25 protein-coding genes are annotated in these 22059 nt (G+C 71.1%); 16 read left to right on the top strand and 9 right to left on the bottom strand.

Annotated features, from left to right (window positions below):
• The first annotated feature begins 31 nt into the window (after window positions 1-31).
• From WG212_RS14670 to WG212_RS14645, 6 genes are all read left to right on the top strand, one after another.
• A complete protein-coding gene (locus tag WG212_RS14670; protein ID WP_337187854.1) occupies window positions 32-649 on the top strand; it encodes a histidine phosphatase family protein in 618 nt (205 codons plus the stop codon).
• Window positions 650-735: 86 nt separating this feature from the next.
• The gene (locus WG212_RS14665) at window positions 736-978 is read left to right on the top strand and encodes an exodeoxyribonuclease VII small subunit (RefSeq protein WP_293376022.1); all 243 of its coding nucleotides are present in this window, start codon (window positions 736-738) and stop codon (window positions 976-978) included.
• On the top strand, window positions 975-1856 hold the full coding sequence (locus tag WG212_RS14660; RefSeq protein WP_337187853.1) for a polyprenyl synthetase family protein: 882 nt from the start codon (window positions 975-977) through the stop codon (window positions 1854-1856). The genes WG212_RS14665 and WG212_RS14660 overlap by 4 nt, the downstream gene beginning before the upstream one ends.
• 88 nt (window positions 1857-1944) lie before the next feature.
• Complete coding sequence (gene dxs, locus WG212_RS14655; protein WP_337187852.1) at window positions 1945-3858, top strand: 1-deoxy-D-xylulose-5-phosphate synthase; 1914 nt, start codon at window positions 1945-1947, stop codon at window positions 3856-3858.
• 163 nt (window positions 3859-4021) lie between these two features.
• A complete protein-coding gene (locus tag WG212_RS14650) occupies window positions 4022-5614 on the top strand; it encodes a flavin monoamine oxidase family protein (protein WP_337187851.1) in 1593 nt (530 codons plus the stop codon).
• 2 nt (window positions 5615-5616) lie between these two features.
• The gene (locus WG212_RS14645; RefSeq protein ID WP_337187850.1) at window positions 5617-5994 is read left to right on the top strand and encodes a cytochrome c; all 378 of its coding nucleotides are present in this window, start codon (window positions 5617-5619) and stop codon (window positions 5992-5994) included.
• A 94-nt stretch (window positions 5995-6088) separates the two neighbouring features.
• On the opposite strand, the gene WG212_RS14640 is transcribed toward WG212_RS14645, so the two are convergent.
• The 5 genes from WG212_RS14640 to flgF are packed head-to-tail and all read right to left on the bottom strand — an operon-like array spanning window position 6089 to window position 9670.
• The gene (locus WG212_RS14640; protein ID WP_337187849.1) at window positions 6089-6562 is read right to left on the bottom strand and encodes a hypothetical protein; all 474 of its coding nucleotides are present in this window, start codon (window positions 6560-6562) and stop codon (window positions 6089-6091) included.
• 50 nt (window positions 6563-6612) lie between these two features.
• Window positions 6613-7350: a flagellar basal body L-ring protein FlgH gene (gene flgH, locus WG212_RS14635; RefSeq protein WP_337187848.1), complete on the bottom strand. Its 738-nt coding sequence runs from the start codon at window positions 7348-7350 to the stop codon at window positions 6613-6615.
• 14 nt (window positions 7351-7364) lie between these two features.
• Window positions 7365-8126 (bottom strand): flagellar basal body P-ring formation chaperone FlgA, encoded by a 762-nt coding sequence (gene flgA, locus WG212_RS14630; RefSeq protein ID WP_337187847.1) that lies wholly within the window; start codon window positions 8124-8126, stop codon window positions 7365-7367.
• Window positions 8127-8129: 3 nt separating this feature from the next.
• Entirely contained in the window at window positions 8130-8918 is a 789-nt protein-coding gene (gene flgG, locus WG212_RS14625) for a flagellar basal-body rod protein FlgG (RefSeq protein WP_337187846.1), read from the bottom strand.
• 14 nt (window positions 8919-8932) lie between these two features.
• Window positions 8933-9670, bottom strand: a complete 738-nt coding sequence (flgF, locus tag WG212_RS14620) for a flagellar basal-body rod protein FlgF (RefSeq protein WP_337187845.1) — start codon at window positions 9668-9670, stop codon at window positions 8933-8935.
• Between the two features lie 236 nt (window positions 9671-9906).
• On the opposite strand from flgF, the gene WG212_RS14615 reads away from it, so the two are divergent.
• Genes WG212_RS14615 through WG212_RS14595 form a run of 5 tightly spaced genes read left to right on the top strand, consistent with a single transcriptional unit; the run spans window position 9907 to window position 16044 of the window.
• Complete coding sequence (locus WG212_RS14615; protein WP_337187844.1) at window positions 9907-10518, top strand: flagellar basal body-associated FliL family protein; 612 nt, start codon at window positions 9907-9909, stop codon at window positions 10516-10518.
• A gap of 26 nt (window positions 10519-10544) precedes the next feature.
• Window positions 10545-11630: a flagellar motor switch protein FliM gene (gene fliM, locus WG212_RS14610; protein WP_337187843.1), complete on the top strand. Its 1086-nt coding sequence runs from the start codon at window positions 10545-10547 to the stop codon at window positions 11628-11630.
• Complete coding sequence (locus WG212_RS14605) at window positions 11627-12217, top strand: DUF6468 domain-containing protein (protein WP_337187842.1); 591 nt, start codon at window positions 11627-11629, stop codon at window positions 12215-12217. Before fliM ends, WG212_RS14605 begins: the two co-directional genes overlap by 4 nt.
• Window positions 12214-13116 (top strand): hypothetical protein, encoded by a 903-nt coding sequence (locus WG212_RS14600; protein WP_337187841.1) that lies wholly within the window; start codon window positions 12214-12216, stop codon window positions 13114-13116. Before WG212_RS14605 ends, WG212_RS14600 begins: the two co-directional genes overlap by 4 nt.
• 3 nt (window positions 13117-13119) lie before the next feature.
• On the top strand, window positions 13120-16044 hold the full coding sequence (locus tag WG212_RS14595; protein ID WP_337187840.1) for an endoglucanase: 2925 nt from the start codon (window positions 13120-13122) through the stop codon (window positions 16042-16044).
• 54 nt (window positions 16045-16098) lie between these two features.
• Here WG212_RS14595 and fliP read toward each other — a convergent pair whose 3' ends face one another.
• Complete coding sequence (gene fliP / locus WG212_RS14590; protein ID WP_337187839.1) at window positions 16099-16896, bottom strand: flagellar type III secretion system pore protein FliP; 798 nt, start codon at window positions 16894-16896, stop codon at window positions 16099-16101.
• Window positions 16896-17168, bottom strand: coding sequence for a flagellar biosynthetic protein FliO (locus WG212_RS14585; RefSeq protein ID WP_337187838.1), 273 nt, complete (start codon window positions 17166-17168; stop codon window positions 16896-16898). Before WG212_RS14585 ends, fliP begins: the two co-directional genes overlap by 1 nt.
• Window positions 17169-17254: 86 nt before the next feature.
• On the opposite strand from WG212_RS14585, the gene flgB reads away from it, so the two are divergent.
• The 3 genes from flgB to fliE are packed head-to-tail and all read left to right on the top strand — an operon-like array spanning window position 17255 to window position 18448.
• On the top strand, window positions 17255-17683 hold the full coding sequence (gene flgB, locus WG212_RS14580; RefSeq protein ID WP_337187837.1) for a flagellar basal body rod protein FlgB: 429 nt from the start codon (window positions 17255-17257) through the stop codon (window positions 17681-17683).
• 13 nt (window positions 17684-17696) lie between these two features.
• Window positions 17697-18116 carry a flagellar basal body rod protein FlgC gene (gene flgC, locus WG212_RS14575; RefSeq protein ID WP_337187836.1) on the top strand — a complete coding sequence of 140 codons (420 nt, stop codon included), beginning with the start codon at window positions 17697-17699 and terminating at the stop codon, window positions 18114-18116.
• 11 nt (window positions 18117-18127) lie between these two features.
• On the top strand, window positions 18128-18448 hold the full coding sequence (fliE, locus tag WG212_RS14570) for a flagellar hook-basal body complex protein FliE (RefSeq protein WP_337187835.1): 321 nt from the start codon (window positions 18128-18130) through the stop codon (window positions 18446-18448).
• Window positions 18449-18489: 41 nt separating this feature from the next.
• On the opposite strand, the gene WG212_RS14565 is transcribed toward fliE, so the two are convergent.
• On the bottom strand, window positions 18490-18981 hold the full coding sequence (locus WG212_RS14565; RefSeq protein WP_337187834.1) for a superoxide dismutase family protein: 492 nt from the start codon (window positions 18979-18981) through the stop codon (window positions 18490-18492).
• Between the two features lie 84 nt (window positions 18982-19065).
• Here WG212_RS14565 and WG212_RS14560 point away from each other — a divergent pair, with 84 nt between their 5' ends.
• Together WG212_RS14560 and WG212_RS14555 are read left to right on the top strand one after the other, a co-directional pair.
• Window positions 19066-19833 (top strand): ATP-binding cassette domain-containing protein, encoded by a 768-nt coding sequence (locus WG212_RS14560; protein WP_337187833.1) that lies wholly within the window; start codon window positions 19066-19068, stop codon window positions 19831-19833.
• Window positions 19830-21410, top strand: a complete 1581-nt coding sequence (locus WG212_RS14555) for an ABC transporter permease/substrate-binding protein (protein WP_337187832.1) — start codon at window positions 19830-19832, stop codon at window positions 21408-21410. Before WG212_RS14560 ends, WG212_RS14555 begins: the two co-directional genes overlap by 4 nt.
• A gap of 39 nt (window positions 21411-21449) precedes the next feature.
• Here WG212_RS14555 and WG212_RS14550 read toward each other — a convergent pair whose 3' ends face one another.
• Window positions 21450-22022 carry a PAS and helix-turn-helix domain-containing protein gene (locus WG212_RS14550; RefSeq protein ID WP_337187831.1) on the bottom strand — a complete coding sequence of 191 codons (573 nt, stop codon included), beginning with the start codon at window positions 22020-22022 and terminating at the stop codon, window positions 21450-21452.
• Window positions 22023-22059: the final 37 nt, after the last annotated feature.

The raw sequence follows: 22059 nt of genomic DNA, 5'->3' as shown, positions 1-22059 counted from the left end.
AGGACGAAGCGCGGGTGCGTTCTCGGAAGCGATGGACAGCGGTCTGACGACGCGGCCCCACGGCGACGCCGACGCGAGCCCGGGCGCGATCATCCTCGCCCGGCACGGTGAGCCGGCGCTGTCGCGCAAGGTGCGGCTGACGGCCGCCGGCTACCGCGAGTTCTGGGCCCGCTACGAGGTGGGCGGAATCGTCCCGGGACAGGCGCCGCCCGATCGGCTGCGCCGGTTCGTGGCGGAATGCGGGGTGATCGTGTCGTCCACGCGCCTGCGCGCCATCGAGAGCGCGAGGACCCTGGTGGGGGCGCAGGCGTTCGACCACCACGACGTCCTGATCGAGGCGCCGCTGCCGCCGCCGAATTTCCCGTCATGGATCAGGCTGTCGCCGCGGATCTGGGGCTTCGTCGCGCGGCTGTGGTGGTGGTATTTCGACCACCACGAGGGGCAGGAGACCCGCGCCGAAGCCGAGGCCCGCGCCGACCGGGCGGCCGCGCTGCTGATCGGGCTGGCGGCCGGCGGCGGAAACGTCGTGGTGCTGGCGCACGGCTTCTTCAACCATCTGGTCGGGCGCGCGCTGAAGCGCCGTGGCTGGCGGCTGGCTGAGAGCGAGGGCTACAAATACTGGTCCATGCGCCGCTTCGAGCGGGACTGATCTCCGGGATATCTTTGGGATATCTCCGGATTGTCTCCGCGGACATGTCGGTGGATTCCGCTCCGGCGGACGGCTAGAGAGACGGCATGTCCGAGCCCGCCGACATCGCCGCCATGTCCTTCGAGCAGGCGCTCTCCGAACTGGAGCAGATCGTGGCGCGCCTGGAATCGGGTCAGGCGCCGCTCGAGGATTCCATCCGCATGTACGAGCGGGGTGCGGCGCTCAAGGCGCACTGCGAGGGCCGGCTGGAGGCCGCGCGGCTGCGCGTCGAGCAGATCGTGCAGCGCGCCGGCGGCGCCATCGCGGCCGAGCCCGCGGAGTTCGGATGACGGACCTTCCGCGTCGCGTCGAAGAGGCGGCCGACCTCGTCACGGTCGCGCTGGACGAACTGTTGCCGCGCGCCGACGGGCCCGAGAGCCGGCTGACCGAGGCCATGCGCTACGCGGCCCTGGGGCCGGGCAAGCGCCTGCGCACCTACTTCGCCCTCGAGACCGGGCGGATGCTCGGGGTGGACGAAACCTACGTGCTGCGCGCCGCCTGCGCGCTGGAGTGCATCCAGGCCTACAGCCTGGTGCACGACGACCTGCCGTGCATGGACGACGACGACATGCGCCGGGGCCATCCCACCGTGCACGTGGCCTACGACGAGATGACGGCCGTGCTGGCGGGCGACGCCCTGCAGGCGGCGGCGTTCGAGATCCTCGCGCATCCCGACACCCATCCCGACGGCGCCGTCCGCGCCGAACTGGTGGCGCGCCTGGCCGGAGCCGCGGGCGCGCGGGGCATGGTGGGCGGTCAGATGATCGACATGCTGGGCGTGCGCGAGGACCTGGGCGGGGTGGCCCGGATGCAGCGGCTGAAGACCGGCGCCCTGATCGCCTGCGCGTTCGAATTGCCGCTGGTGATGGCCCATGCGCAGGAAGCCGAGCGCCACGCCCTGCTGGCCTTCGCCCACGACCTGGGACTGGCCTACCAGATCGTGGACGATCTGCTGGACGCCGAGGGCGACGCCGCGGCGATGGGCAAGGCGGCCGGAAAGGACGCCGCGGCGGGGAAGACCACCTTCGTGACGCTCCTGGGTGTCGAGGCGGCCCGCGAGCGTCTGGGCCTGCTCAAGACCCAGACGAAATCTCACCTGGATCCGTTTGGCCCGCGGGCCGAATTCCTGCGGGACAGCGTCGATTTCGTGCTAGAGCGCCGACACTAGATCGTTCGCGCCTTCCCGCGGCGAGCCGGCGTCGATCCCGCCCGCAGCGCACCCGCCCGAAGCGCGCCAGTCCGAGGATTCCGCCGCGTTGCCGCCCGTCACGCCCCTGCTCGACACCGTTGCGTCGCCCGCCGACACCCGCGACTTCACGATCCCCCAACTCCGGCAACTCGCCGACGAACTGCGGGCCGAGACGATCGACGCTGTGTCGCAGACGGGCGGCCACCTGGGCGCCGGCCTGGGCGTTGTCGAGCTGACGGTGGCGCTGCACCACGTCTACGAGACGCCGAAGGACATCCTGATCTGGGACGTGGGCCACCAGGCCTATCCGCACAAGATCCTGACCGGCCGGCGCGACCGCATCCGCACCCTGCGCCAGGGCGGCGGGCTGTCGGGCTTCACCAAGCGGTCCGAGAGCGACTACGACCCCTTCGGCGCGGCCCACGCCGCCACGTCGATCAGCGCCGCCCTGGGCTTCGCCGCCGCGCGAGACGCCGAGGGCCGGGACAACAAGGTGGTGGCCGTCATCGGCGACGGCTCGATGAGCGCCGGCATGGCCTACGAGGCGATGAACAACGCCGGGGCCACCAAGCAGCTCACCGTCATCCTGAACGACAACGACATGTCGATCGCCCCGCCGGTGGGCGGGATGAGCGCCTATTTCGCCCGGCTGGTCTCGGGCGGCGGCTATCAGAGCCTGCGCAACCTGGGCAAGTCGATGGCCAAGGCGTTCCCGCGGCCGATGCGCGAGGCCGCCCGCAAGGCCGAGGAATACGCTCGCGGCATGGTGACGGGCGGCACCTTCTTCGAGGAACTGGGCTTCTACTACGTGGGCCCCATCGACGGGCACGACATGGACGCCCTGGTCCACGTCCTGCAGAACGCCCGCCGGATCGACGACAAGCCGGTGCTGGTCCATGTGGTGACCCACAAGGGCAAGGGCTACGCCCCGGCCGAGAACGCGGCCGACAAGTACCACGGCGTGGTCAAGTTCGACGTGGTGACGGGCCAGCAGGCCAAGAGCCAGGGCGGGGCGCCGCAGTACACGAAGGTCTTCGCCCAGGAGCTGATCAAGCACGCCGAACGCGATCCGAAGATCGTGGCGATCACCGCGGCCATGCCGTCGGGCACAGGCCTGGACCTGTTCGGCGAGACGTTCCCAGAGCGGACCTTCGACGTCGGCATCGCCGAGCAGCATGCGGTGACGTTCGCCGCGGGCCTGGCCGCCGACGGCATGAAGCCGTTCTGCGCGCTCTATTCCACCTTCCTCCAGCGCGGCTACGACCAGGTGGTCCACGACGTGGCGATCCAGGGCCTGCCGGTCCGGTTCGCCGTCGACCGCGCGGGGCTGGTGGGCGCGGACGGCGCCACGCATGCGGGTTCGTTCGATATCGGATACCTGGGCGCCCTGCCGGGCATGGTGCTGATGGCTCCGGCCGACGAGGCGGAGCTGGCCCAGGCGGTCGCGACGGCCGTGGCGATCGACGACCGGCCCTCGGCGTTCCGGTATCCGCGCGGCGAGGGCGTCGGCGTCCAGATCCCGACCCTGGCGGCGCCCTTCGAGATCGGCAGGGGCCGCGTGGTGCGCGAGGGGACCGCGGTGGCCATCCTGTCGCTGGGGACGCGACTGGCCGAGTCGCTCAAGGCGGCCGACATGCTGGCCGCGCGCGGGCTCTCGGCGACGGTGGCCGACGCCCGCTTCGCCAAGCCGCTGGACATCGACCTGATCCTGCGGCTGGCCCGCGAGCACGAGGCGCTGGTGACGGTGGAGGAAGGCTCGGTCGGGGGCTTCGGCGCCTTCGTGCTGCACGCCCTGGCCGAGCACGGGGCGCTGGACCGCGGCCTGAGGGTACGCACCCTGACCCTGCCCGACCTCTTCCAGGACCACGACAAGCCCGACGCCATGTACGCCCAGGCAGGGCTGGACGCCGAGGGGATCGTGCGCGGGGCGCTGTCGGCCCTGGGGGTCGACAACGTCGCGGCCAAGGGGCGGCGGGCCTGATCCCGGCCGATCTGCGGGGTCTCCCGATCTGCGCGGTCTGTGGACAGCCGCGCCCGCGTTCCGCGCACGGCGCCGGTATTCTCATGCCGCAGGGCGGCGGGACCTTCTCTCGGAACATGGCCGGCGTACCGATCGAGCGAACGCGAGTCGCTCGAGGTTTTCCATGGATTCGGGCCGTCAGACGCCCACGCGGCGGCAGTTGCTGAACGCCATCGGCCTGATTGGCGGGACAGCCGCCGTCTATCAGCTCATGACCACCTTCGGCCACGCGGCCGAGACCCGCTTTCCCGGTCCGCCCGATCTGTCGGGCGGGCGCAAGGGACAGTCGGTGATCGTTCTGGGTGCGGGTCTCGCCGGCATGCTGGCGGCCTACGAACTGGAGAAAGCCGGTTACAAGGTCCGCATCCTGGAGTTCCAGGATCGCGCGGGCGGGCGCAACTGGTCGCTGCGCGGTGGGGACCGCTACACCGAACTGGGCGGGCCGACCCAGAACGTGGGCTTCGCCAAGGGCAACTACTTCAATCCGGGCCCCTGGCGCATCCCGCACCATCACCGGACGCTTCTGTACTACTGCAAGACGTTCGGCGTGGCGCTGGAGCCTTTCATCCAGTTCAACCACAACGCCTATGTCCATTCGACCGACGCGTTCGGCGGCGCGCCGCAGCGGTTCCGCGCGCTGGCGGCGGATTTCGAGGGCAATGTCGCGGAACTGCTGGGCAAGGCGATCGACCAGAAGGCGCTGGACACCCGGTTGACGGCCGAGGACCTCGACCTCCTGAAGGAGGCCCTGCGCGGCTGGGGCATGCTCGACCGGGACATGCGCTACGTGAAGGGCGACCGGTCGTCCAGCCACCGGGGCTTCCTGCTGCCGCCGGGCGGCGGGGTGAACGGGGCGCCGAAGCCGTCGGACCTGTTTCCGTTCGACGAAGTCCTGAAGTCGCGGGTCTGGGCGAACATGGCGTTCTTCATGAACGACGAGTTCCAGACCACCATGTTCCAGCCGGTGGGCGGCATGGACATGATCGGCAAGGGGTTTGCCCGGCAGGTCGGGCGGCTGATCACCTACGGCGCCAAGGTCACCCGCCTGATGCAGGGCGCCGGCGGTGTGACGGTGACCTACGCCGACGTGAAGAGCGGCAAGGTCAGCACGGCCGAGGCGGACTTCTGCGTCTGCACCATCCCCCTGACCGTCCTGAGCCAGATCGAGACCAACCTCTCGGAGAAGAAGCAGGCGGCCATCCAGGCCGTGCCCTACAGCCCCGGCGTGAAGGTCGCGCTCGAGATGCGGCGGCGTTTCTGGGAGGAGGACTACGCCATCTACGGCGGGCACTCGTTCACCAACCAGGAGATCGGCCTGGTCTCGTACCCCAACGACCGCCTGCTGAGCGACGGGCCGGCGGTGCTGCTGGGCGCCTTCGCCAACGGGCCGGGCGGCCTGCACCTGGGCGGCATGACGCCGGAGGAACGGATCGAGGCGGCGCTGGAGCAGGGCTCGGTCTTCCATCCCGACAGCTACCGCAAGGAGTTCCTGAACGGGGCGTCGGTGTCCTGGAGCCGCGTGCCCTGGGCGATGGGCTGTTGCGCCCGCTGGAACGAGGACACCCGGCGCGAGCACTACCAGGACCTGGTGGCCCTCGAGGACCGCATCGTGCTTGCGGGCGAGCACGCCTCGTACGTCGGCTGCTGGATGGAGGGCTCGCTGCTCTCGGCCCTCGACGCCATCACCCGTCTCCACAAGCGCGCGCAGGAGGCCTGACCGTGAAGAAGCTTGCCGTGGGTCTGGCGACCCTCGTGGCGATGGCGGTGGTCCCGGCCGCCGCCGATGAACCGGGCCCCGGCGGGACGAAGCCGCCCGTGGCCCGGACCGGCGCCGACGTCTACCGGATGTATTGCCAGGCCTGCCACATGGCCGACGCCAAGGGCGCGGTCGGGGCCGCGGCCTTTCCGGCGCTGGCCGACAATCCCCGCATGGGGACGACGGCCTACGCGATCTATGTGATCCAGGAGGGGAAGGCGGGCATGCCGCCCTTCAAGGCCATGCTGTCGCGCGAGCAGACCGCCGCCGTCGTGGCCTATCTGCGCACCCACTTCGGCAACAGCTATCCCGAGCCGGTGACGGCGGCCGACGTGCCATAGCCCTACGCGGCGATCGCCAGGCCGGCGTCGCGCGCGGGCCGGGCCTGTGCTGATTCCTGCCCGGGCCGGCCGCAGGCTGGGCGCCCGGGGGGCTTCATCCTCCGCAGAGCGCCAGGAAGCGGGCCCTGAGGCGCTGAGGCGCGGCGGGGAAGGGTTCCGGACGGTCCAGGCCGATCGCGATGGCGCCGGTCCGCCTGAAGCGGCGCAGGACGTCGGAGGTCGCGGGCGTCTCGGCCTGGTGGACCTGTTCGAACAGTTCGTCGGCCTGGCTCTGCACGGCGAGGTCCGTCCGCGCGGGGCCGGAGGCCAGCGCTAGCCGCCGCGGCGGGCGCTCGGCGGCGCCGAATACGAGGATGTCCACCTGTCCCGAGCCCCGCCGGCATTCCAGCGCGACGGCGAGATGGTCGCTTTCGGGCACGCCGTAGACCAGCGCGGGGCGGTCCGCCTCGTTCAGGATCCAGGTCATCCCGTCGGCGCCGGGACCCGGTCCGGCCGGGTGGGCGCAGGCGGCCACGGCCAGGGGGAAGGCCACGGGGAGGGCGAGGCGAAGGGCGGTGCGGCGGCGCATGAAGTCACTCCGGAAGCAGGAAACGTCATGGCCGCCCGTACGATCCCGGATCAGAAGGGCGAGAAGCGTTCCAGCAGCGACTGGCCGGCGGGGGTCTTCTGGACGCGGCTGATGTCGCCCCGGCCCCCGTAGCTGATGCGGGCCTCGGCGATCTGGGTGTGCCGGATGGTGTTGGCCGACGAGATGTCCGTGGGCCGCACGATGCCGGCGACGGTGAGCTGGCGCAGGTCGGTGTTGGTGCGCACCTCCTGGGTGCCCTGGATCACCATGTTGCCGTTGGGCAGGATGCCCGTGACCACCGCGGCGATGGTGAGGCTGATCTTCTCCGAGCGGCTGACCGCGCCTGCGCCGGCGTTCGAGGTGGTCGAGCGGGTCTCGATGGCGTTGGCGGGATCGAACTCGCCCGGCAACAGGCGGCCGAGGCTGGATTCGAGGCCCAGCAGGTGCGGCACGCCGGCGTTCATGCCCGACGAGCGCGAGCTGGACGTGGCGTTGGTGGTCTTGGCGCTGTCGTCGATGTCGATCTGGACGGTCAGGATGTCGCCCACGCGGCTGGCGCGCTGGTCGTTGAAGAACGCGCGGGCTCCCACGCGCCACAGCGAGTTGGCGCCGGCCGCCTGGGGCAGCGGCTCCCGGGCCGAGGCCAGCGGCAGAACGTTCTGGTCGCGTGGCACCAGGGCGGCGGGATAGCCGACGGGCGCCAGTTCCGGCCCCTTCACGGCCTCCGAGACCGTCGAGCAGGCGGCGAGCGGAGCGAGGGCGACGAGGGCGAGAAGACGCAGACGCATGGCGAGGGCTTCCTTCAACGGAGCGCGTAACGGGAAGAACGGGCGAGCTTCAGCTCGTCCGCCTGGGGGCCGACCGCGGCCTGGCCGGGTCCGGTGACCACGGCCTGGACGGTCTTCTTCGACGTGACGTTCTGCACGTTGATGGTCTCGCCGACGGCGCCGCCGGCCAGGGCCTTGGCCTGGAGGGCGAGGGAGACGCCGCCGTTGTCGTAGCTCAGGGTTACCATCTCGTTGGCCTTGACCACGTGCGGCGCCGAGACGTCGCGGCCGGTGACGACGGCGCCGGCCCGCAGGGGGCGGCGGGCCGCCAGGCCGATCACCGCCTCCGGCTCGCCGGGGCTGTCCGCCGGCGCGATGGCGGACTTGCCCCAGACGAGGTCGGCGGGCTGCACGACCTCGCCGGCCGAGAGGCTGCGCGCCCAGGTGAGGACGTCCACGTTGCCGCGGGCCGCTACGGTCCCGGAGGCGGCGCCGGCCCCGGGACCGGCCGCGGGGCCGCGCACGACGATCTGACGCAGGCCCTGGGCGTTCGGCCAGTCGAGGCCCGCGCGGGCCGCGGCCAGGCGGACCGCCTGGGCGTTGAGCATCACCGTGGCCATCGGGCGGGAAGCGACGGGTATCGAGCCCGCGGCTCCGGCGCCGTCGAAGATCTCGCCCAGGGTGACCACGCCGTCGGCGTCGACGATGTCGGCCTTGAGGGTCACCGGCGTGGCGGCGAGCGCGGACGTGGCCAGCGTGGCGGTGAGGAGGGCGGCGAGGAAGGCGGCGAGCTTCATGGCTTAGGTCTTCACCTGGTTGGCGGTGGCCAGCATGTCGTCGGCGGTGGAGATGACCTTCGAGTTCATCTCGTAGGCGCGCTGGGCGACGATCAGGGCGGTGATCTCGGCCACCGCATCGACGTTCGAGGCCTCGGTGTAGCCCTGGGTCAGGGTCCCGATGCCGACCGAGCCGGGCGTGCCGTTGGTGGGCGCGCCCGAGGCCGCGGTCTCGCGGAACAGGTTGCCGCCCATGGCGGAGAGCCCTCCCTCGTTGACGAAGGTGGCCAGCTCGATCACGCCCACCACGTTCGGCGCGGTCTGGCCGGCCTGGATCACCTCGACCTGGCCGCTCTTGGAGACCGAGACCTGGATCGCGTCGGCCGGGATCGTGATCGCCGGCTCGATCTGGTAGCCGTCCTGGGTCACGAGCTGGCCCTGGTCGTTGACCGAGAAGTTGCCGGCGCGCGTGAAGGCGATCTCGCCCGACGGGGTCAGCACCTGGAAGAAGCCGCGGCCGTCGATGGCCAGGTCGTAGGGGTTGTCGGTGCGGGTCAGCGACCCCTGCATGCCGACGCGGTACACGGCCCCGGCCTTGACGCCCGCGCCGATCTGGACGCCGGTGGGCACGATGGTGCCCTGGTCGGACGACTGCGTCCCGGCGGCGGCGAGGGTCTGGTAGAGCAGGTCCTGGAACTCGGCGCGCTGACGCTTGAACGCCACCGTGTTCATGTTGGCGATGTTGTTCGAGATGACCTCGACGTTCAACTGCTGGGCCGCCATGCCGGTGGCGGCGGTGCGGAGCGCTTGCATCGGTCGTTACCTTCTTATTGCACTTTGCCCAGGCGCTCGACGGCGCGGCGCGAGAGCTCGGATTCGGAATCCATCATCCTGGCGGTCCGTTCGTAGGCCCGGGACACCTCGACCATCCGGGTGATCTCGAGCACCGGGCGGACGTTGGAGCCTTCGATATGACCCTGGCGGACGCGGGCCTCGAGTGAGGGATTGGCGGCCAGGTTGGAGGTATTGCGGAAGAGGTTGTCGCCGGCCTTCTCCAGCGCTCCGGGGGTGGCGAACTCGAACACGCCCACCTTGCCGACGCGCTCGTTCCCCTGGCTCATGGTCCCGTCGGGTCCGATCGCGACCTCGCCCCGCTCCATGTCGATCTGGATCTCGCCGCCGCCCTCGTCGAGGACGGGCAGGCCGGCCTGCGTCACCAGACGGCCGGTCGGGTCCACCGTGAAGCGGCCGTCACGCGTGAAGCGGGGGCCGTCCGGGCTCTGGACCTGGAAGAAGCCCTTGCCTTCGATGGCCATGTCGAACGTGGCACCGGTCTTGGTCAGCACGCCCTGACCGAAGTCGCGGGCCACGCCGTCGGCGGCCACGAACTTGACCGGCCGGGGACCGCCCAGCGTCATCGCGGGGGCTGCCGGCTCGGTGCGCTGCATCATGGATTCCACCTTGAATCCGGTGGTGTCCATGTTCGCGATGTTGTTCGCGATGATCTCCATCTCGCGGCGGAGGATCATCTGGTGCGAGAGACCTACGAAGACGGCGTTGTCCATTAACGGGGACCCAGGTGGTGGTGCGACGTTCCGCCCATCCTGGCTGCAAGCTTCGGGCCAACCTGAAAATTCAATAAAATCAGAAAATAAGAAGGTTAACGGCTGCCCGGCGGCGAAAATTGCCGGGCAGGAATCGAGCCCGTTAAGAACCGTTAAAAACCGCTTCTTAACCAAAGACCCGCATTCGTTGAGGCAGCGAGTTCCGCAGGCCGCTGTTTCTCGAAGGACCCACGCGCGTGGCGAAGAAGGAAAAGAAGCCCAAGGAGGCGCCCGCGGGCGAGGCTCCCGAAGGCGCCGAGGGCGCGGAAGGCGAGGCTTCCGGGAAGAAGAAACTCCCGCTCAAGATGCTGATCATCGCGGGCGCCGCGGCGCTCGTCGTGCTGGGCGGCGGCGGGACGGCCGCCTTCATGTTCCTCAAGCCCGCGCCCGATGCGGCGGCGGCTGAAAAGGGCGGCGAGAAGAAAGAGAAGAAGAAGGAAAAGAAGGACGCGAAGGGCAAGGAAGGCGAGAAGGGCGCCGCGGTGGTCCGCGAGGGGCCCGATGGCGTCGTCTTCTACACCATGCCCGACGTGGTGGTGAACATGCAGACGGCCGACGGCCGCGCCACGTTCCTGAAGCTGAAGCTCACCCTGGAACTGCCCGATGGGGGCGCGGTGGACGAACTGGATCCCAACATGCCGAGGCTCCAGGACATGTTCCAGAGCTTCCTGCGCGAACTCCGCCCGGAGGACCTCGCCGGGAGCCAGGGCAGCTACCAGCTCCGCATGGAGATCCTTCGCCGGGTCAACCTCGTCATCCAGCCGAGCAAGGCCAACGCCGTCCTCATCGAGGAGATGCTGATCAACTAGCGCTCGCGCAGTTGGCTTCCCACGCCATGTCCGAAGATCCCGACAACACACCCGAGACCGAAGCGCCCGCCGGCGACGGCGGTGGTGAGACCGACTGGGCCGCGGCCGCCGCGGCCGAGGCGAACTCGGCCGAGCGGATCCTGAACCAGGACGAGATCGACAGCCTGCTGGGCTTCGACCTGTCGGACGACGAGATCGCCGAGCGCACCGGCATCCGCGCGATCATCAACTCCGCGCTCGTCAGCTACGAGCGCCTGCCGATGCTGGAGATCGTCTTCGACCGCCTCGTGCGGCTGATGACCACCTCCCTGCGCAACTTCACCTCGGACAACGTCGAGGTCAGCCTCGACAACATTAGTTCGATCCGCTTCGGCGACTATCTGAACTCGATCCCGCTGCCCGCCATCCTGGCGGTGTTCCGGGCCGAGGAGCTGAACAACTACGGCCTGCTGACGGTCGATTCGAACCTGATCTACTCGATCGTGGACGTCCTGCTGGGCGGGCGGCGCGGCACGGCCGCGATGCGGATCGAGGGGCGGCCCTACACCACCATCGAGCGCGTGCTGGTGCAGCGGATGGTCGAGGTGGTGCTGGCCGACGCCAAGGAGGCGTTCGAGCCGCTGACGCCGGTCCACTTCACCCTGGACCGCCTGGAGACCAACCCGCGGTTCGCGGCCATCGCGCGGCCGGCGAACGCCGCCATCCTGGTGAAGCTGCGCATCGACATGGAAGACCGCGGCGGCCGCATCGAGCTGCTGCTGCCCTACGCGACCCTCGAACCCATCCGGAAGATGCTGCTCCAGCAGTTCATGGGCGAGAAGTTCGGCCGCGACAACATCTGGGAAAGCCACCTGGCCACCGAGCTCTGGACGACCAACATGGACGTCCGCGCCGTGCTCGACGAGCAGCAGATCAGCCTGAGGAAGGTGCTGGACCTGAAGGTCGGCGACACCCTGATGCTGAACGCGACGCCCGACAGTCTGATCGAGCTGCGGGCTGGGACGATCCCGTTGACCCGGGGCCGGATGGGCCGGCGCAACGCCCATATCGCTGTCCGCGTGGAGGCTCCGCTCTCCGCGCAGGCCCGCAAAGCCGTGCAGAGGATGACATGAGCCTGATCGCCATCGGCCTGAACGTGCTGCTCGCCGCGCTGCTGATCGCCGCGATGGCGGTCGGCGTCCGCCTCAACCGTCGCCTCAAGGCGCTGCGCGACAGCCACGAGGGCTTCGAGGCGGCGGTGCGCGAGCTCAACCAGGCCGCCCAGCGGGCGGAACAGGGCCTCGCCGACCTGCGCGCCGCCACGGACGAGGCCGTGGACATGCTGTCCGACCGCATCGAGAAGGGCCGCGCCCTGGCCGGGCGGCTGGAGAAGCTGGTCGCCTCCGCGCCGGAAACCCCGCGCCCCTTGGCGGCCGAACGCGCCACGGCGCGCGGCCTGCCGCCCGTCGCGCCCGGGCCGCGCATCGAACCTGGGCCGCGCGTCGAAGACACGACCGAACAGCGGCTGGGCGCGTTGCTCGCGATGGCCCGCAGCCGCCTCCAGGTGGACGGCGTCACCGACGTCGAGCGCGCGCGTCCGGCGGCGGCCGCGGCGCCGGCGCGGGTCACCCCTATGCCCCGCCGGCCGGCCCATGCCGCCGACGAGGAGCTGTTCGAGGACGCCCCGGCGTTCGACCGTTTCGCCGGAGCGCTCCGTTGAAGTCCGTCCCGCGCATCCTGCCGCTGCTGGGCGTCGCCGTTGGCGGCGTCCTGGTGGTGAACGCCGTCTCGGGCGCCCGCGACCTGCCCGGCCTGCTCTCGGGGGCGCAGGCGTTCGCCCAGGAAGCGACGAAAGGCGCCGCGCCGGCCGCCAAGGCGCCCACGGCGAAGACGGGCGAGACCGCACCGACCGGTGACGCCCAGGACGCGGCCGCCGGCCTGCCGACGCCCACGATCGCCCCGAAGGCGGTGTGCGCGCCGACGGCGGCCGAGCTCGCCAAGCAGGCGGGCCTGTCGCCGGCCGAGCTTCAGGTTCTGCAGAGCCTGGGCGCGCGCCGCGGCGTGCTGGACGCCCGCGAGAACGACCTGAGCACCCAACTCGCCCTGATGGCTGCGGCCGAGGCGAAGCTGGACGCCAAGATCAAGGCCCTGAACGGGCTGAAGGCCGAGGTGAACGGCCTGCTGGCCCAGACCGACACCAAGCAGGAGGCCGAGATCGACCGCCTGGTGAAGGTGTTCGAGAACATGAAGGCCAAGGACGCCGCGCCGCGCATGACGGCTCTGGACGACAGTGTGCGGATTCCGATCGCCGCCAAGATGAAGGAGCGGTCGCTGGCGGCGATCGTCGCCCAGATGTCCCCCGGCGAAGCCAAGAAGCTGACCGAAGCGCTGGCGCGCCGGTTCTCCGACGCCCAGGCCGCGGCCGAGCGGGCGCAGGCCGTGGCCGACGGCGCCCAGCCCTCGACGCAGCAGCAGGCGGCCGCTCCGCGCGCCGCGACGCCCCCGGCCAAGCGCCCGAACACGCCCCCGCGCAAGGCGGCGCCTGCCGACCAGCAGGCGGCGAGCCCCGAGCCGGCCGAGCCGGCTCCGGCGGCCGCGCCGCCGGCCAAGGCCGGGTAGGCCATGGTCCTGAGAAGGGCCCTCCGCTCCGGGGTCGCCGCGGCCTGCATCGCCGGGGTCGCGGCGCCGGCCGGGATCGTCGTGCATGCGGCGCCGGCCGCCGCGCAGGCGCGCGGCGGGCCGAGCCTCCGCGTGGCCACGGCGGAGTCCTTCTCGCGCATCGAGGTCCGTGGCGAGGCGTCCGCCCGCCGGGAGGGCCAGGCCGTCGTCCTGACCTTCGCCCCGGGGGCGAACCCCGACATCGCGCGCCTGCGCACCGCTCCGCCCCGCTGGGTGAAGGCCGCCGATCGCCGCGTCGCGGGCGGTCGGCCGGAACTGGTGCTGACCCTCGCCGATGACGCCGACGCCCGGATCGGGCGAGCCGATGGCGCGATCTATGTGAACGTCTTCGAGAAGGCCGCGCCCCCGCCGGACGCGAGCGCCGAGCCCGTCGCGGTCGCCGAGGCCGAGCCGCCCCGGCCCGACCCTCTCCCGCCCGGCGGCGTGGTCAAGATGGACGCCAAGGTCGGCGGCGGCCAGACCCAGCTCTCGTTCGCGTTCGCCAATCCTGCGGGCGCCGCGGTCTTCCGCCGAGGCGATGCGGTCTGGGTGGTCTTCGACGCCCCGGCCAGCCTCGACGTTTCGGGGGCGCCGGCCACAAGGCCCCTCCGAGGCCTGCAGTCGTTCCGGGGCGCCGACCACGCCGCCCTGCGGATCGAGGCCGATCCGGATACGCCGGTGTTCGTCAGCGCTCAGGGCGGCGTGTGGACGGTGGCCCTCGGGCCGGGACCTCAGTCCCAGCCGGCGATCGTGCGGGTGAGCCGCGATTCCGCCGGCGGTCCGGCGACCTTGCGGGCGCCGGTGGCGGGGGCGACGCGGGTCGTGAACCTGCCCGATCCCGTGGTGGGCGACACCCTGACGGTGGTCACCGCGCTCGGCCCGCCCAAGGGCGTGCCCACCCGCCGGGATTTCGTGGACGCCGCCCTGCTGCCGTCGGTTCAGGGCCTGGCCGTCGAGGCGGCGGTCGACGACCTGAGCGTCCGGCGCGACGGCGAGATCGTCCGCATCGGCCGCGCGCGCGGGCTGAACCTCTCACCCGCCTGGGCCACCCGCGACCGCGAGCAGGTCCAACTCGGGGCCCCGCAGGCGGCCGCGATGCCGGCGCTTGTGTCGGCCGACTGGTCGAAGACGGGCGAGGACGGCTTCGTGCCCCGCTACGAAAGCCTGCTCGCCGCCGCAGCGGCGGAAGGCGCCAACAAGGAGCGCGGCGCGCCGGTGGCCGCCCGCATGGCGCTCGCCCGCTTCCTGGTGGGCTCGGAGCTCAGCTTCGAGGCCATCGGGGTGCTGAACGCCCTGGCCCGCGCCCATCCCGAGATGCTGGACGACCCCGAGTTCCGGGGGCTGCGGGGCATCGCCCGCACCATGGCCCGGCGCTACGCCGAGGCTGACACCGACTTCTCGGCCCCCGCGCTGGCCGACGATCCGTCGACGTCCCTGTGGCGCGCCTATGTCGACACCCAGCTCGCGCAGTACGGAGAGGCGCGGGCCCAGTTCGCCAAGGGCGTCGAGGCCTTCGGTCTCTTCAGCCCGGTCTGGAAGAGCCGCTTCGCCCGCGCCGACGCGCAGGCGGCGCTGGCCCAGGGCGACCTGGCCTCCGCGGAGGCGCGGATCAGGCTGGCCCTGGAGGAGAAGGTCGATCCCGAGGAGCGGCTGCGGACCCGTCTGGTCCACGCCCGCATCATCGAGATGAACGGCTACAAGGACCGCGCGCTCAAGGTCTACAACGCGATCGCCACGGCCCCGCTGGAGTCGATCGCCGCTCCGGCGGTGTTGCGGGCGACGCAGATCCGGCTGGAGCTCGGCCAGGTGACGCCGGTTCAGGCCGTGGGCGTGTTCGACAGCCTGCGCTACCGCTGGCGCGGCGACGCCACCGAACTGGAGACGATCCGGGCGCTGGGGCAGCTCTACCTCGCCCAGGGGCGCTATCGCGAAGCCCTGGAAGCCCTGCGCTCGGCGGGAGTCCGCCTGCCCGACCTGCCGGAGGCCATCCAGCTTCAGGCCGACCTCAACACCGCCTTCCGCGCGCTGTTCCTCGATGGCCTGGCCGACGGGCTGGAGCCGACGCAGGCCCTGGCGCTGTTCTTCGACTTCCGCGAGCTGGCGCCGCTGGGCGCGGACGGCGACATGATGGTGCGCAGGATCGTGCGCCGGCTGGTGGACGTGGACCTGCTGCCGCAGGCCGCGGAACTGCTGAAGTACCAGGCCGAGAACCGCCTCGACGGCGTGCCGCGCGCCCAGGTGGCCACCGACCTGGCGGTGATCTACCTCATGGACCGCAAGCCCGAGCAGGCGCTGGAGGCCATCAACGGCTCGCGCACCACGATCCTGCCGACGGCGCTCAACACCGAGCGGCGCCTGGTGGAGGCCCGTGCCTGGACGTCGCTGGGCCGGTACGAGAACGCCCTGGAGATCATCGAACGCGACACGGGCAAGGACGCGGGCGATCTGCGCGCCGAGATCCTGTGGAAGCAGAAGGACTGGGCTGCCGCCGGCCCGCTCTACGAGAAGAGCCTGGGTGAGCGCTGGAAGAGCGACACCCAGCTCAGCAGCGACGAGGAAGGCCGCCTTCTGAGGGCGGGCGTCGCCTATAGCCTGGCCGGCGACGACCCCGCGCTGGCCCGCCTGCAGCAGCGCTACCAGGGCTTCTACGAGAAGGCCAACAACCCGGAAGCCCTGCGGATCGCCCTCTCGGGCCTGCCCACCGGCCGCCTGAGCGTGGCCGACTTCGGCCGCGTCTCGGCCGACGGCGAGATGTTCGCGGGCTGGGTCGAGAAGATGAAGGGCCGTTTCAAGACGCGCGCGGCTCCGACGGGCGACGCCAAGGCCGCCGCGACGCCGGCGCGGCAGGCGGCCGCCGAGCCGGCGTCGAGACCTCCTGCGGCGGGCTGACGAGCCCGATCCCGGCTGGGTCCGGCTGTCGGCGCGACCGGGAAGGCCCAGCCGCTACCCTCCGCCCGCGCCGCGCTGGAAGCTTTCGACCAGACTGCCGGCCACCAGCCGCCAGCCGTCCACCAGGACGAAGAAGATCAGCTTGAACGGCAGGCTGATGATGACGGGCGGCAGCATCATCATGCCCATGCTCATCAGCACGCTGGCGACCACGAGGTCGATCACCAGGAAGGGCACGAACAGCAGGAAGCCGATCTCGAAGGCGCGCTTCAGCTCCGAGATCATGAAGGCCGGGGTAACCACGCGGATCGGGATGTCCTGGACCGTGGCCGGCCGCTCGATCCGCGACAGGCGCACGAAGAGCGCGAGATCCTCCTCGTCCACCTGCGAGAGCATGAACTGCTTCACCGGCCCGCCGGCGGCGTCGAAGGCCTGGGGCAGCTCCATCTGCTGTTCCAGCAGGGGGCGGACGCCCTCGTTGTAGGACCGCTCGAAGGTGGGACCCATGACGATGGCCGTCAGGAACATGGCCAGCGAGATCAGCACTGCGTTGGGCGGGCTCTGCTGAAGGCCCAGCGCGGTCCGCAGCAGCGACAGCACGACCACGATCCTCACGAAGGACGTGGTCATGATCACGATCGAGGGCGCCAGCGACAGGACCGTCAGCAGGCCGACGAGCTGGACGACCCGTTCGGTCAGACCCGCCCCGGTCCCGAGGTCCACGTTCAGGGTCTGGGCCACCGCGGCGGCCGGCACGGTCAGCGCGGCGCAGGTCGTGATCCCGGCGATGAGGGCGGCGCGGCGCCAGTCTTCGGCCGGCAGCGTGCGGAGGGCCGCGAGAAAGGCGCGCATCAGTTGGCGTCCGGCGTCTTGAGTTCGTCCAGCACCCGCCCTTCGCCCAGGAGCACCAGGCGCTGACGGCCGTCGCACTCCACGATGATCAGCCGCCGGGACGGGTCGAGAACCAGGCTTTCGACCACCCGCAGGCGGCGATCCTTCTTCTGCGCCGCCAGCCGCGCCATGGCGTCGGGGCCGTAGCGCCGTAGCGCCACGGCGGCCAAGCCTACGAGGCCCAGCGTGAGGGCCAGGGCGAAGATCGCGCGGAGGAAGTCGGAGAGTTCCATGTCGGCCGTGGGCGCGGTGTCGTGCGCCCCATTCGCGACTGAATCCCTTAAACGCGGATTAACCCTGTTTCTCCAGGATCGCGGCCATGAACCTGGCCGACATACCGCTCTTCTCGATGCTCAAGGGCCGGCTGGGCTATCTCAGCGAGCGCCAGAAGGTGATCGCGCAGAACGTCGCCAACTCCGACACGCCCCGATACAGGGCCGAGGACCTGAAGCCGTTCAGCTTCAACGCCCGGCTGCAGGCGCAGCAGCAGGCTTCCGCCGCCGGGACCATGAGCGCCACCCAGGCGGGCCACATGACCCCGAAGTCCGACCGCCGGGCCGGCGGGGGGACGTTCAAGACCGTGAAGACGGGCAGTTCCGAGACCACCCTGAACGGCAACGCCGTGGTGCTGGAGGAGGAGATGCTCAAGCTGAGCGATGCGCGGATGAGCTACGACGCCGCCATCAGCTTCTACCAGAAGTCCATGGGCCTGCTGCGCATGGCCTCCCGGCCGCCCGGCCGCGGGTAAGGGGAGAGCCTAGATGGCCGAGATCAAGTCCCCCGCCAACGCGGCCCAGGCCGTGGCCGCCTCGGCGCTGCGCGCCCAGCAGGCGCGGATGCGGATCATCGCCGAGAACATCGCCAACGCCGACTCGACCTCCCGGACGCCGGGCGGGGATCCCTATCGCCGCCAAGCCCCGGTGTTCGAGCCCACGCGGATCGGTGGGGCGCAGGGCGTGCGCATGAGCAAGGTCGAGCCCGACCGGACCCAGTTCCGCCAGGAGTACGCGCCGGGCCATCCGTCGGCCGACCCTCAGGGCTATGTGAAGCTGCCCAACGTCAATTCGCTGGTGGAGTCGCTGGACATGCGCCAGGCCCAGAGAGCCTACGAGGCCAACCTCAACGTCATCGAGACCGCCCGCACCATAGAGATGCGGACGCTGGATCTCCTCAAGAAGTAGGGCCCTGAGCGATGATCACGCCCTTTGCCGCCGCCAAGGCCTACGCCGCGACCCAGAAGGGCATCGGCATCGGCGACACGCCCGGCCTGACGCCCAACAACGCCGCCTCGGGCCAGCTCGGCTTCGGCGACATCCTGAAGTCGGCCATGACCGACGCCGTGACGGCGTCCAAGACGGCCGAGACCCGGATGGCCGCCCAGGTCGCCGGCAAGGCCGAACTGGTGGACGTGGTCACCGCCATCTCGGCCGCCGAGGCCAGCCTGGAGACCGTGATGGCGGTCCGCGACCAGGTGATCAGCGCCTACCAGGAAATCCTCCGGATGCCGATCTAGCGGGGGCCATCCGGGCCTTCACGGAATGAGCCGCCTCGCGCCTATCTGACTTCCGCGCACGCCACGCGCGCGCCGGCTCCGCCGATGGGCTGGCTCTTGTGGTCGTCGGCCGCCGCGTGGATCAGCACCGACGAACCGTCGGCGTCCTTCAGCGACTTCAGCGTGACCAGGGTGGTGAACACCTCGGCCTTGGCCGTCCCGTCGGCGCCCGCCCACAGGTTGGGGAGGTCGCCGGTCTCGTTCGCGTCGGGGTTCAGGAGGCCGTGGATGCGGTCGCCGCCGCCGTGGGTGTGGCCCCCCGCCGAGGTGAAGTCGGACTTCGAACAATCCGCCTTCTCGTGCAGGTGCAGCCCGTGCCATCCCGGCGTGAGGCCGGTGGCCTCGACCTTGATCAGCACGCCCTTCGGCGCCTCGGTGAGGGTGACCGTCCCGGCCGCGGCCCCGGCGTTGTTCTTGAGGTCATAGGTTCCGGCCGTGGCCTGACAGGCGGCGAGGGCGACGGCGGCGGAGAGGACGAAGGCGCGGCGGATCATTCGGGACTCCATGGAAGCTGACGCCCTAACGTTTAGCCGGGCGCCGCGGCTCCCCCAAGCCGTCGCGAAATGTTAGGCGGGGGTATGGCCGAAGCGTTGATCGAGCTGGCGGGAGTGACGCGGCGCTACGGCGCCCGCGCCGCGCTCGACGGTGTCGATCTCTCGGTTCGGCGCGGGGAGTTCGTGGCCCTCGTGGGCGGATCGGGCTCGGGCAAGACCACCCTTCTGAAGACGATCAACGGCCTGATCCGGCCGGACGCAGGGAGGGTGAGGGTGTCGGGGCGGCCGGTCGCCGAGGTCGATGGGCCGGCCTTGCGGCGCGGGATCGGTTACGTATTCCAGGATGTCGGCTTGTTCCCGCATCTGACGGTGGCGGGCAACATCGGCGTGACGCCGCGCCTGTTGGGGTGGGAGGCGGGCCGCATCGCCGCACGGGTTTCCGAGCTTCTGGAGTTGGTGGTCCTGCCGCCCGAGATGGCGGGCCGCGCGCCGGCCGAGCTGTCGGGGGGCCAGCGTCAGCGCGTCGGTGTGGCGCGGGCCCTGGCGGCTGAGCCGGCCCTCATGCTTATGGACGAGCCGTTCGGCGCCCTCGATCCTCTCACCCGCGACGCATTGGGCGACGACTACCGCGCCCTTCACGACCGGCTGGGCCTCACCACCCTGATGGTCACCCATGACATGGCCGAGGCCGTGCTGCTGGCCGACCGCCTCGTCGTCCTGGCATCGGGGCGAATCATCGCCGACGGGACCCCGGCCATGCTTCTGGCCGAGGCGCCGACCGAGGAGGTGCGGGAACTGCTCGACGCCCCGCGCCGCCAGGCCGAGCGCCTGCGTCAGAGGTTCGGCCTATGAATCCGCGACTGGCAGAGGCCTTCCGGCTGCTGCCGGACTACCTGGGCTGGCACGTGCTGCTCAGCGCCTCGGCCCTCGCTCTGGGCGTGGCGATCAGCGTCCCCCTGGCCGTGGCAGCCGCGCGAAGCCCCCGCGTTCGCTGGCCCGCGCTTGCGGTCGCCAGCCTGATCCAGACGGTCCCCAGCCTCGCGCTTCTGGCCCTGTTCTATCCGGTGCTGCTGGCGCTGTCGGCGTTCTCCGGGTCGATCCTCGGCCAAGGATTCTCGGCGCTGGGCTTCCTGCCCTCGCTGCTCGCGCTAACCCTCTATTCCATGCTGCCGATCCTCCGGAACGGCGTGGCGGGGATCACGGGTATCGACCCGGCCGTCGTCGAGGCGGCCGACGGCGTGGGCATGACCCCGACCCAGCGGCTCTGGCAGGTGGAGTTGCCGCTGGCGGCGCCCGTGATCATGGCGGGCGTCCGCACCGCCGCCGTCTGGACGGTGGGCGCGGCGACGCTGTCCACGCCGGTAGGCCAGACCAGCCTGGGCAACTACATCTTCGCCGGCCTCCAGACCGAGAACTGGGTGTTCGTGCTGTTCGGCTGCGCGGCCTCGGCCACCGTGGCTCTGGCGGCGGACCAGCTTCTCGGCCTGGCCGAGACGGGGGCGCGGCGGCGGCGTCCGGTCCTCGTCGCCGCGGGGCTGGGCGGGTTGGCCCTGGGCGTCGCCCTGGCGCTCTCACCCTTCGCGATGCGGGGGCAGGGGCCAGCCTATGTGGTCGGCGCCAAGAACTTCTCCGAGCAGTACATCCTGGCCGAACTGATGGCCGAACGGCTGGAGACGACCGGCGCGCGAGTCACGCGACGGGAGGACCTGGGATCGGCGGTGGCCTACCGCGCCCTCGCAGCCGGCGAGATCGACGTCTACGTCGACTATTCCGGCACGCTGTGGACCAACGTCCTGGGCCGTTCGGACAATCCGGGCCGCGAGGCGGTGCTTTCCACGCTGACGGCCGAGTTGCGCCGCCGCGATGGCGTGGTGGTGCTGGGGTCGCTGGGGTTCGAGAACGCCTACGCCTTCGCCATGCGCGCCGACCGGGCGCGTGCGCTCGGGATCGCGGACCTGGCTGACCTCGCCCGCGTCTCACCACGACTGGCCCTGGGCTCGGACCTGGAGTTCCTGTCGCGGCCCGAGTGGCGGGCGGTGGACGGCGCCTATCGCTTCGCCTTCCGCACCCGGCGGTCGTACCAGCCCACCTTCATGTACCGCGCCCTGGCCGCGGGCGACGCCGACGTGATCAGCGCTTTTTCCTCGGATGGGCGCATCGCCGCCGACGGGCTGGTCATCCTGGGCGATCCCGAGGGCGCCATCCCGCCGTACGACGCCGTCGTCCTGGTCTCGCCCCGGCGGGCGGACGACGCGCGCCTGACGGAGGCGCTCAGGCCGCTGATCGGCGCGGTCACGGTCGAGGCGATGCGCGAGGCCAATCTCAGCGTCGACCGCGACCGCGACAAGGCGACCCCGGCCCAGGCGGCGCGGGCGCTGAAGCTCGCCGGACCCGGGCTTCCGCAAGCCGGCGTTCCAGCCGAACCCTGAGCGGCTCCGGTCAAAAGCCGGAGGTTCGGAAGGCCTCCGCTAGCCGCTCAGAAGCCGCGTGACGAGTTCTCGCGTGCTCGCGACCCCAAACTTCCGCAGCAGCCGCGACCGGTAGATGTCGACCGTCCTCGGGCTGATCCCCAGCGCCAGGGCCGCCTCCTTCGCGGTCCTTCCGTCGACGAACATCGTCGCCACGTCGCGTTCGCGGGCCGTGAGCGCCGCGCTTGGCGCATTGCGCGCCGCGTGCGCGCCAGACATCTCGGTGAACACCCAGAGCGTATCCCGATGCGGCGCGTCCGGCCGCAGGGCGCGACCCCGCACATGCACCCAGAAGAGCTCCCCGTCGAGGCGGCGCATCACGCGGTCGTTCGCGAACGTCTCTCGCGCCCGCAGCGCACGCTCCGCCCGCGCGCCCGTGCTGAGATAGTGCCGCTCGTCCGGATAGAGCGCCGCGAAGCTCTGTCCGACCAGCGTCCTGCGCTCGCCGCGAAACAGGTCGGCGAAGGCCAGGTTGCAATCGACGATGGTTCGATCCCGGCCGACCGCGAGCCCTACGGGAGCGAGCCGGAACGCCCGCCCGTAGTCGATTTCCGGGGCGCGAGGCCCGGGCATGCTGCGCCTCCGAACACTTAAGCGTTCGACACCTATA

It is taken from the genome of Phenylobacterium sp., assembly GCF_037189685.1.
GTDB lineage: Bacteria > Pseudomonadota > Alphaproteobacteria > Caulobacterales > Caulobacteraceae > Phenylobacterium.
The sequence above is the reverse complement of the archived record's forward strand: the minus strand, read 5'-3'. Positions and strand labels throughout refer to the sequence as shown.

Bases quoted from the DNA above. Each gene is read 5' to 3' on its own strand.
- flgC (WP_337187836.1), top strand. From the start codon at position 17,697: ATGGCCGAGATCAAGTCCCCCGCCAACGCGGCCCAGGCCGTGGCCGCC.
- flgG (WP_337187846.1), bottom strand. From the start codon at position 8,918: ATGCAAGCGCTCCGCACCGCCGCCACCGGCATGGCGGCCCAGCAGTTG.
- flgF (WP_337187845.1), bottom strand. From the start codon at position 9,670: ATGGACAACGCCGTCTTCGTAGGTCTCTCGCACCAGATGATCCTCCGC.
- WG212_RS14565 (WP_337187834.1), bottom strand. From the start codon at position 18,981: ATGATCCGCCGCGCCTTCGTCCTCTCCGCCGCCGTCGCCCTCGCCGCC.
- WG212_RS14555 (WP_337187832.1), top strand. From the start codon at position 19,830: ATGAATCCGCGACTGGCAGAGGCCTTCCGGCTGCTGCCGGACTACCTG.
- WG212_RS14595 (WP_337187840.1), top strand. From the start codon at position 13,120: ATGGTCCTGAGAAGGGCCCTCCGCTCCGGGGTCGCCGCGGCCTGCATC.
- WG212_RS14550 (WP_337187831.1), bottom strand. From the start codon at position 22,022: ATGCCCGGGCCTCGCGCCCCGGAAATCGACTACGGGCGGGCGTTCCGG.
- WG212_RS14670 (WP_337187854.1), top strand. From the start codon at position 32: ATGGACAGCGGTCTGACGACGCGGCCCCACGGCGACGCCGACGCGAGC.
- fliM (WP_337187843.1), top strand. From the start codon at position 10,545: ATGTCCGAAGATCCCGACAACACACCCGAGACCGAAGCGCCCGCCGGC.
- WG212_RS14605 (WP_337187842.1), top strand. From the start codon at position 11,627: ATGAGCCTGATCGCCATCGGCCTGAACGTGCTGCTCGCCGCGCTGCTG.
- WG212_RS14660 (WP_337187853.1), top strand. From the start codon at position 975: ATGACGGACCTTCCGCGTCGCGTCGAAGAGGCGGCCGACCTCGTCACG.
- flgA (WP_337187847.1), bottom strand. From the start codon at position 8,126: ATGAAGCTCGCCGCCTTCCTCGCCGCCCTCCTCACCGCCACGCTGGCC.
- WG212_RS14585 (WP_337187838.1), bottom strand. From the start codon at position 17,168: ATGGAACTCTCCGACTTCCTCCGCGCGATCTTCGCCCTGGCCCTCACG.
- WG212_RS14650 (WP_337187851.1), top strand. From the start codon at position 4,022: ATGGATTCGGGCCGTCAGACGCCCACGCGGCGGCAGTTGCTGAACGCC.
- flgB (WP_337187837.1), top strand. From the start codon at position 17,255: ATGAACCTGGCCGACATACCGCTCTTCTCGATGCTCAAGGGCCGGCTG.
- WG212_RS14665 (WP_293376022.1), top strand. From the start codon at position 736: ATGTCCGAGCCCGCCGACATCGCCGCCATGTCCTTCGAGCAGGCGCTC.
- WG212_RS14640 (WP_337187849.1), bottom strand. From the start codon at position 6,562: ATGCGCCGCCGCACCGCCCTTCGCCTCGCCCTCCCCGTGGCCTTCCCC.
- fliP (WP_337187839.1), bottom strand. From the start codon at position 16,896: ATGCGCGCCTTTCTCGCGGCCCTCCGCACGCTGCCGGCCGAAGACTGG.
- fliE (WP_337187835.1), top strand. From the start codon at position 18,128: ATGATCACGCCCTTTGCCGCCGCCAAGGCCTACGCCGCGACCCAGAAG.
- flgH (WP_337187848.1), bottom strand. From the start codon at position 7,350: ATGCGTCTGCGTCTTCTCGCCCTCGTCGCCCTCGCTCCGCTCGCCGCC.
- WG212_RS14560 (WP_337187833.1), top strand. From the start codon at position 19,066: ATGGCCGAAGCGTTGATCGAGCTGGCGGGAGTGACGCGGCGCTACGGC.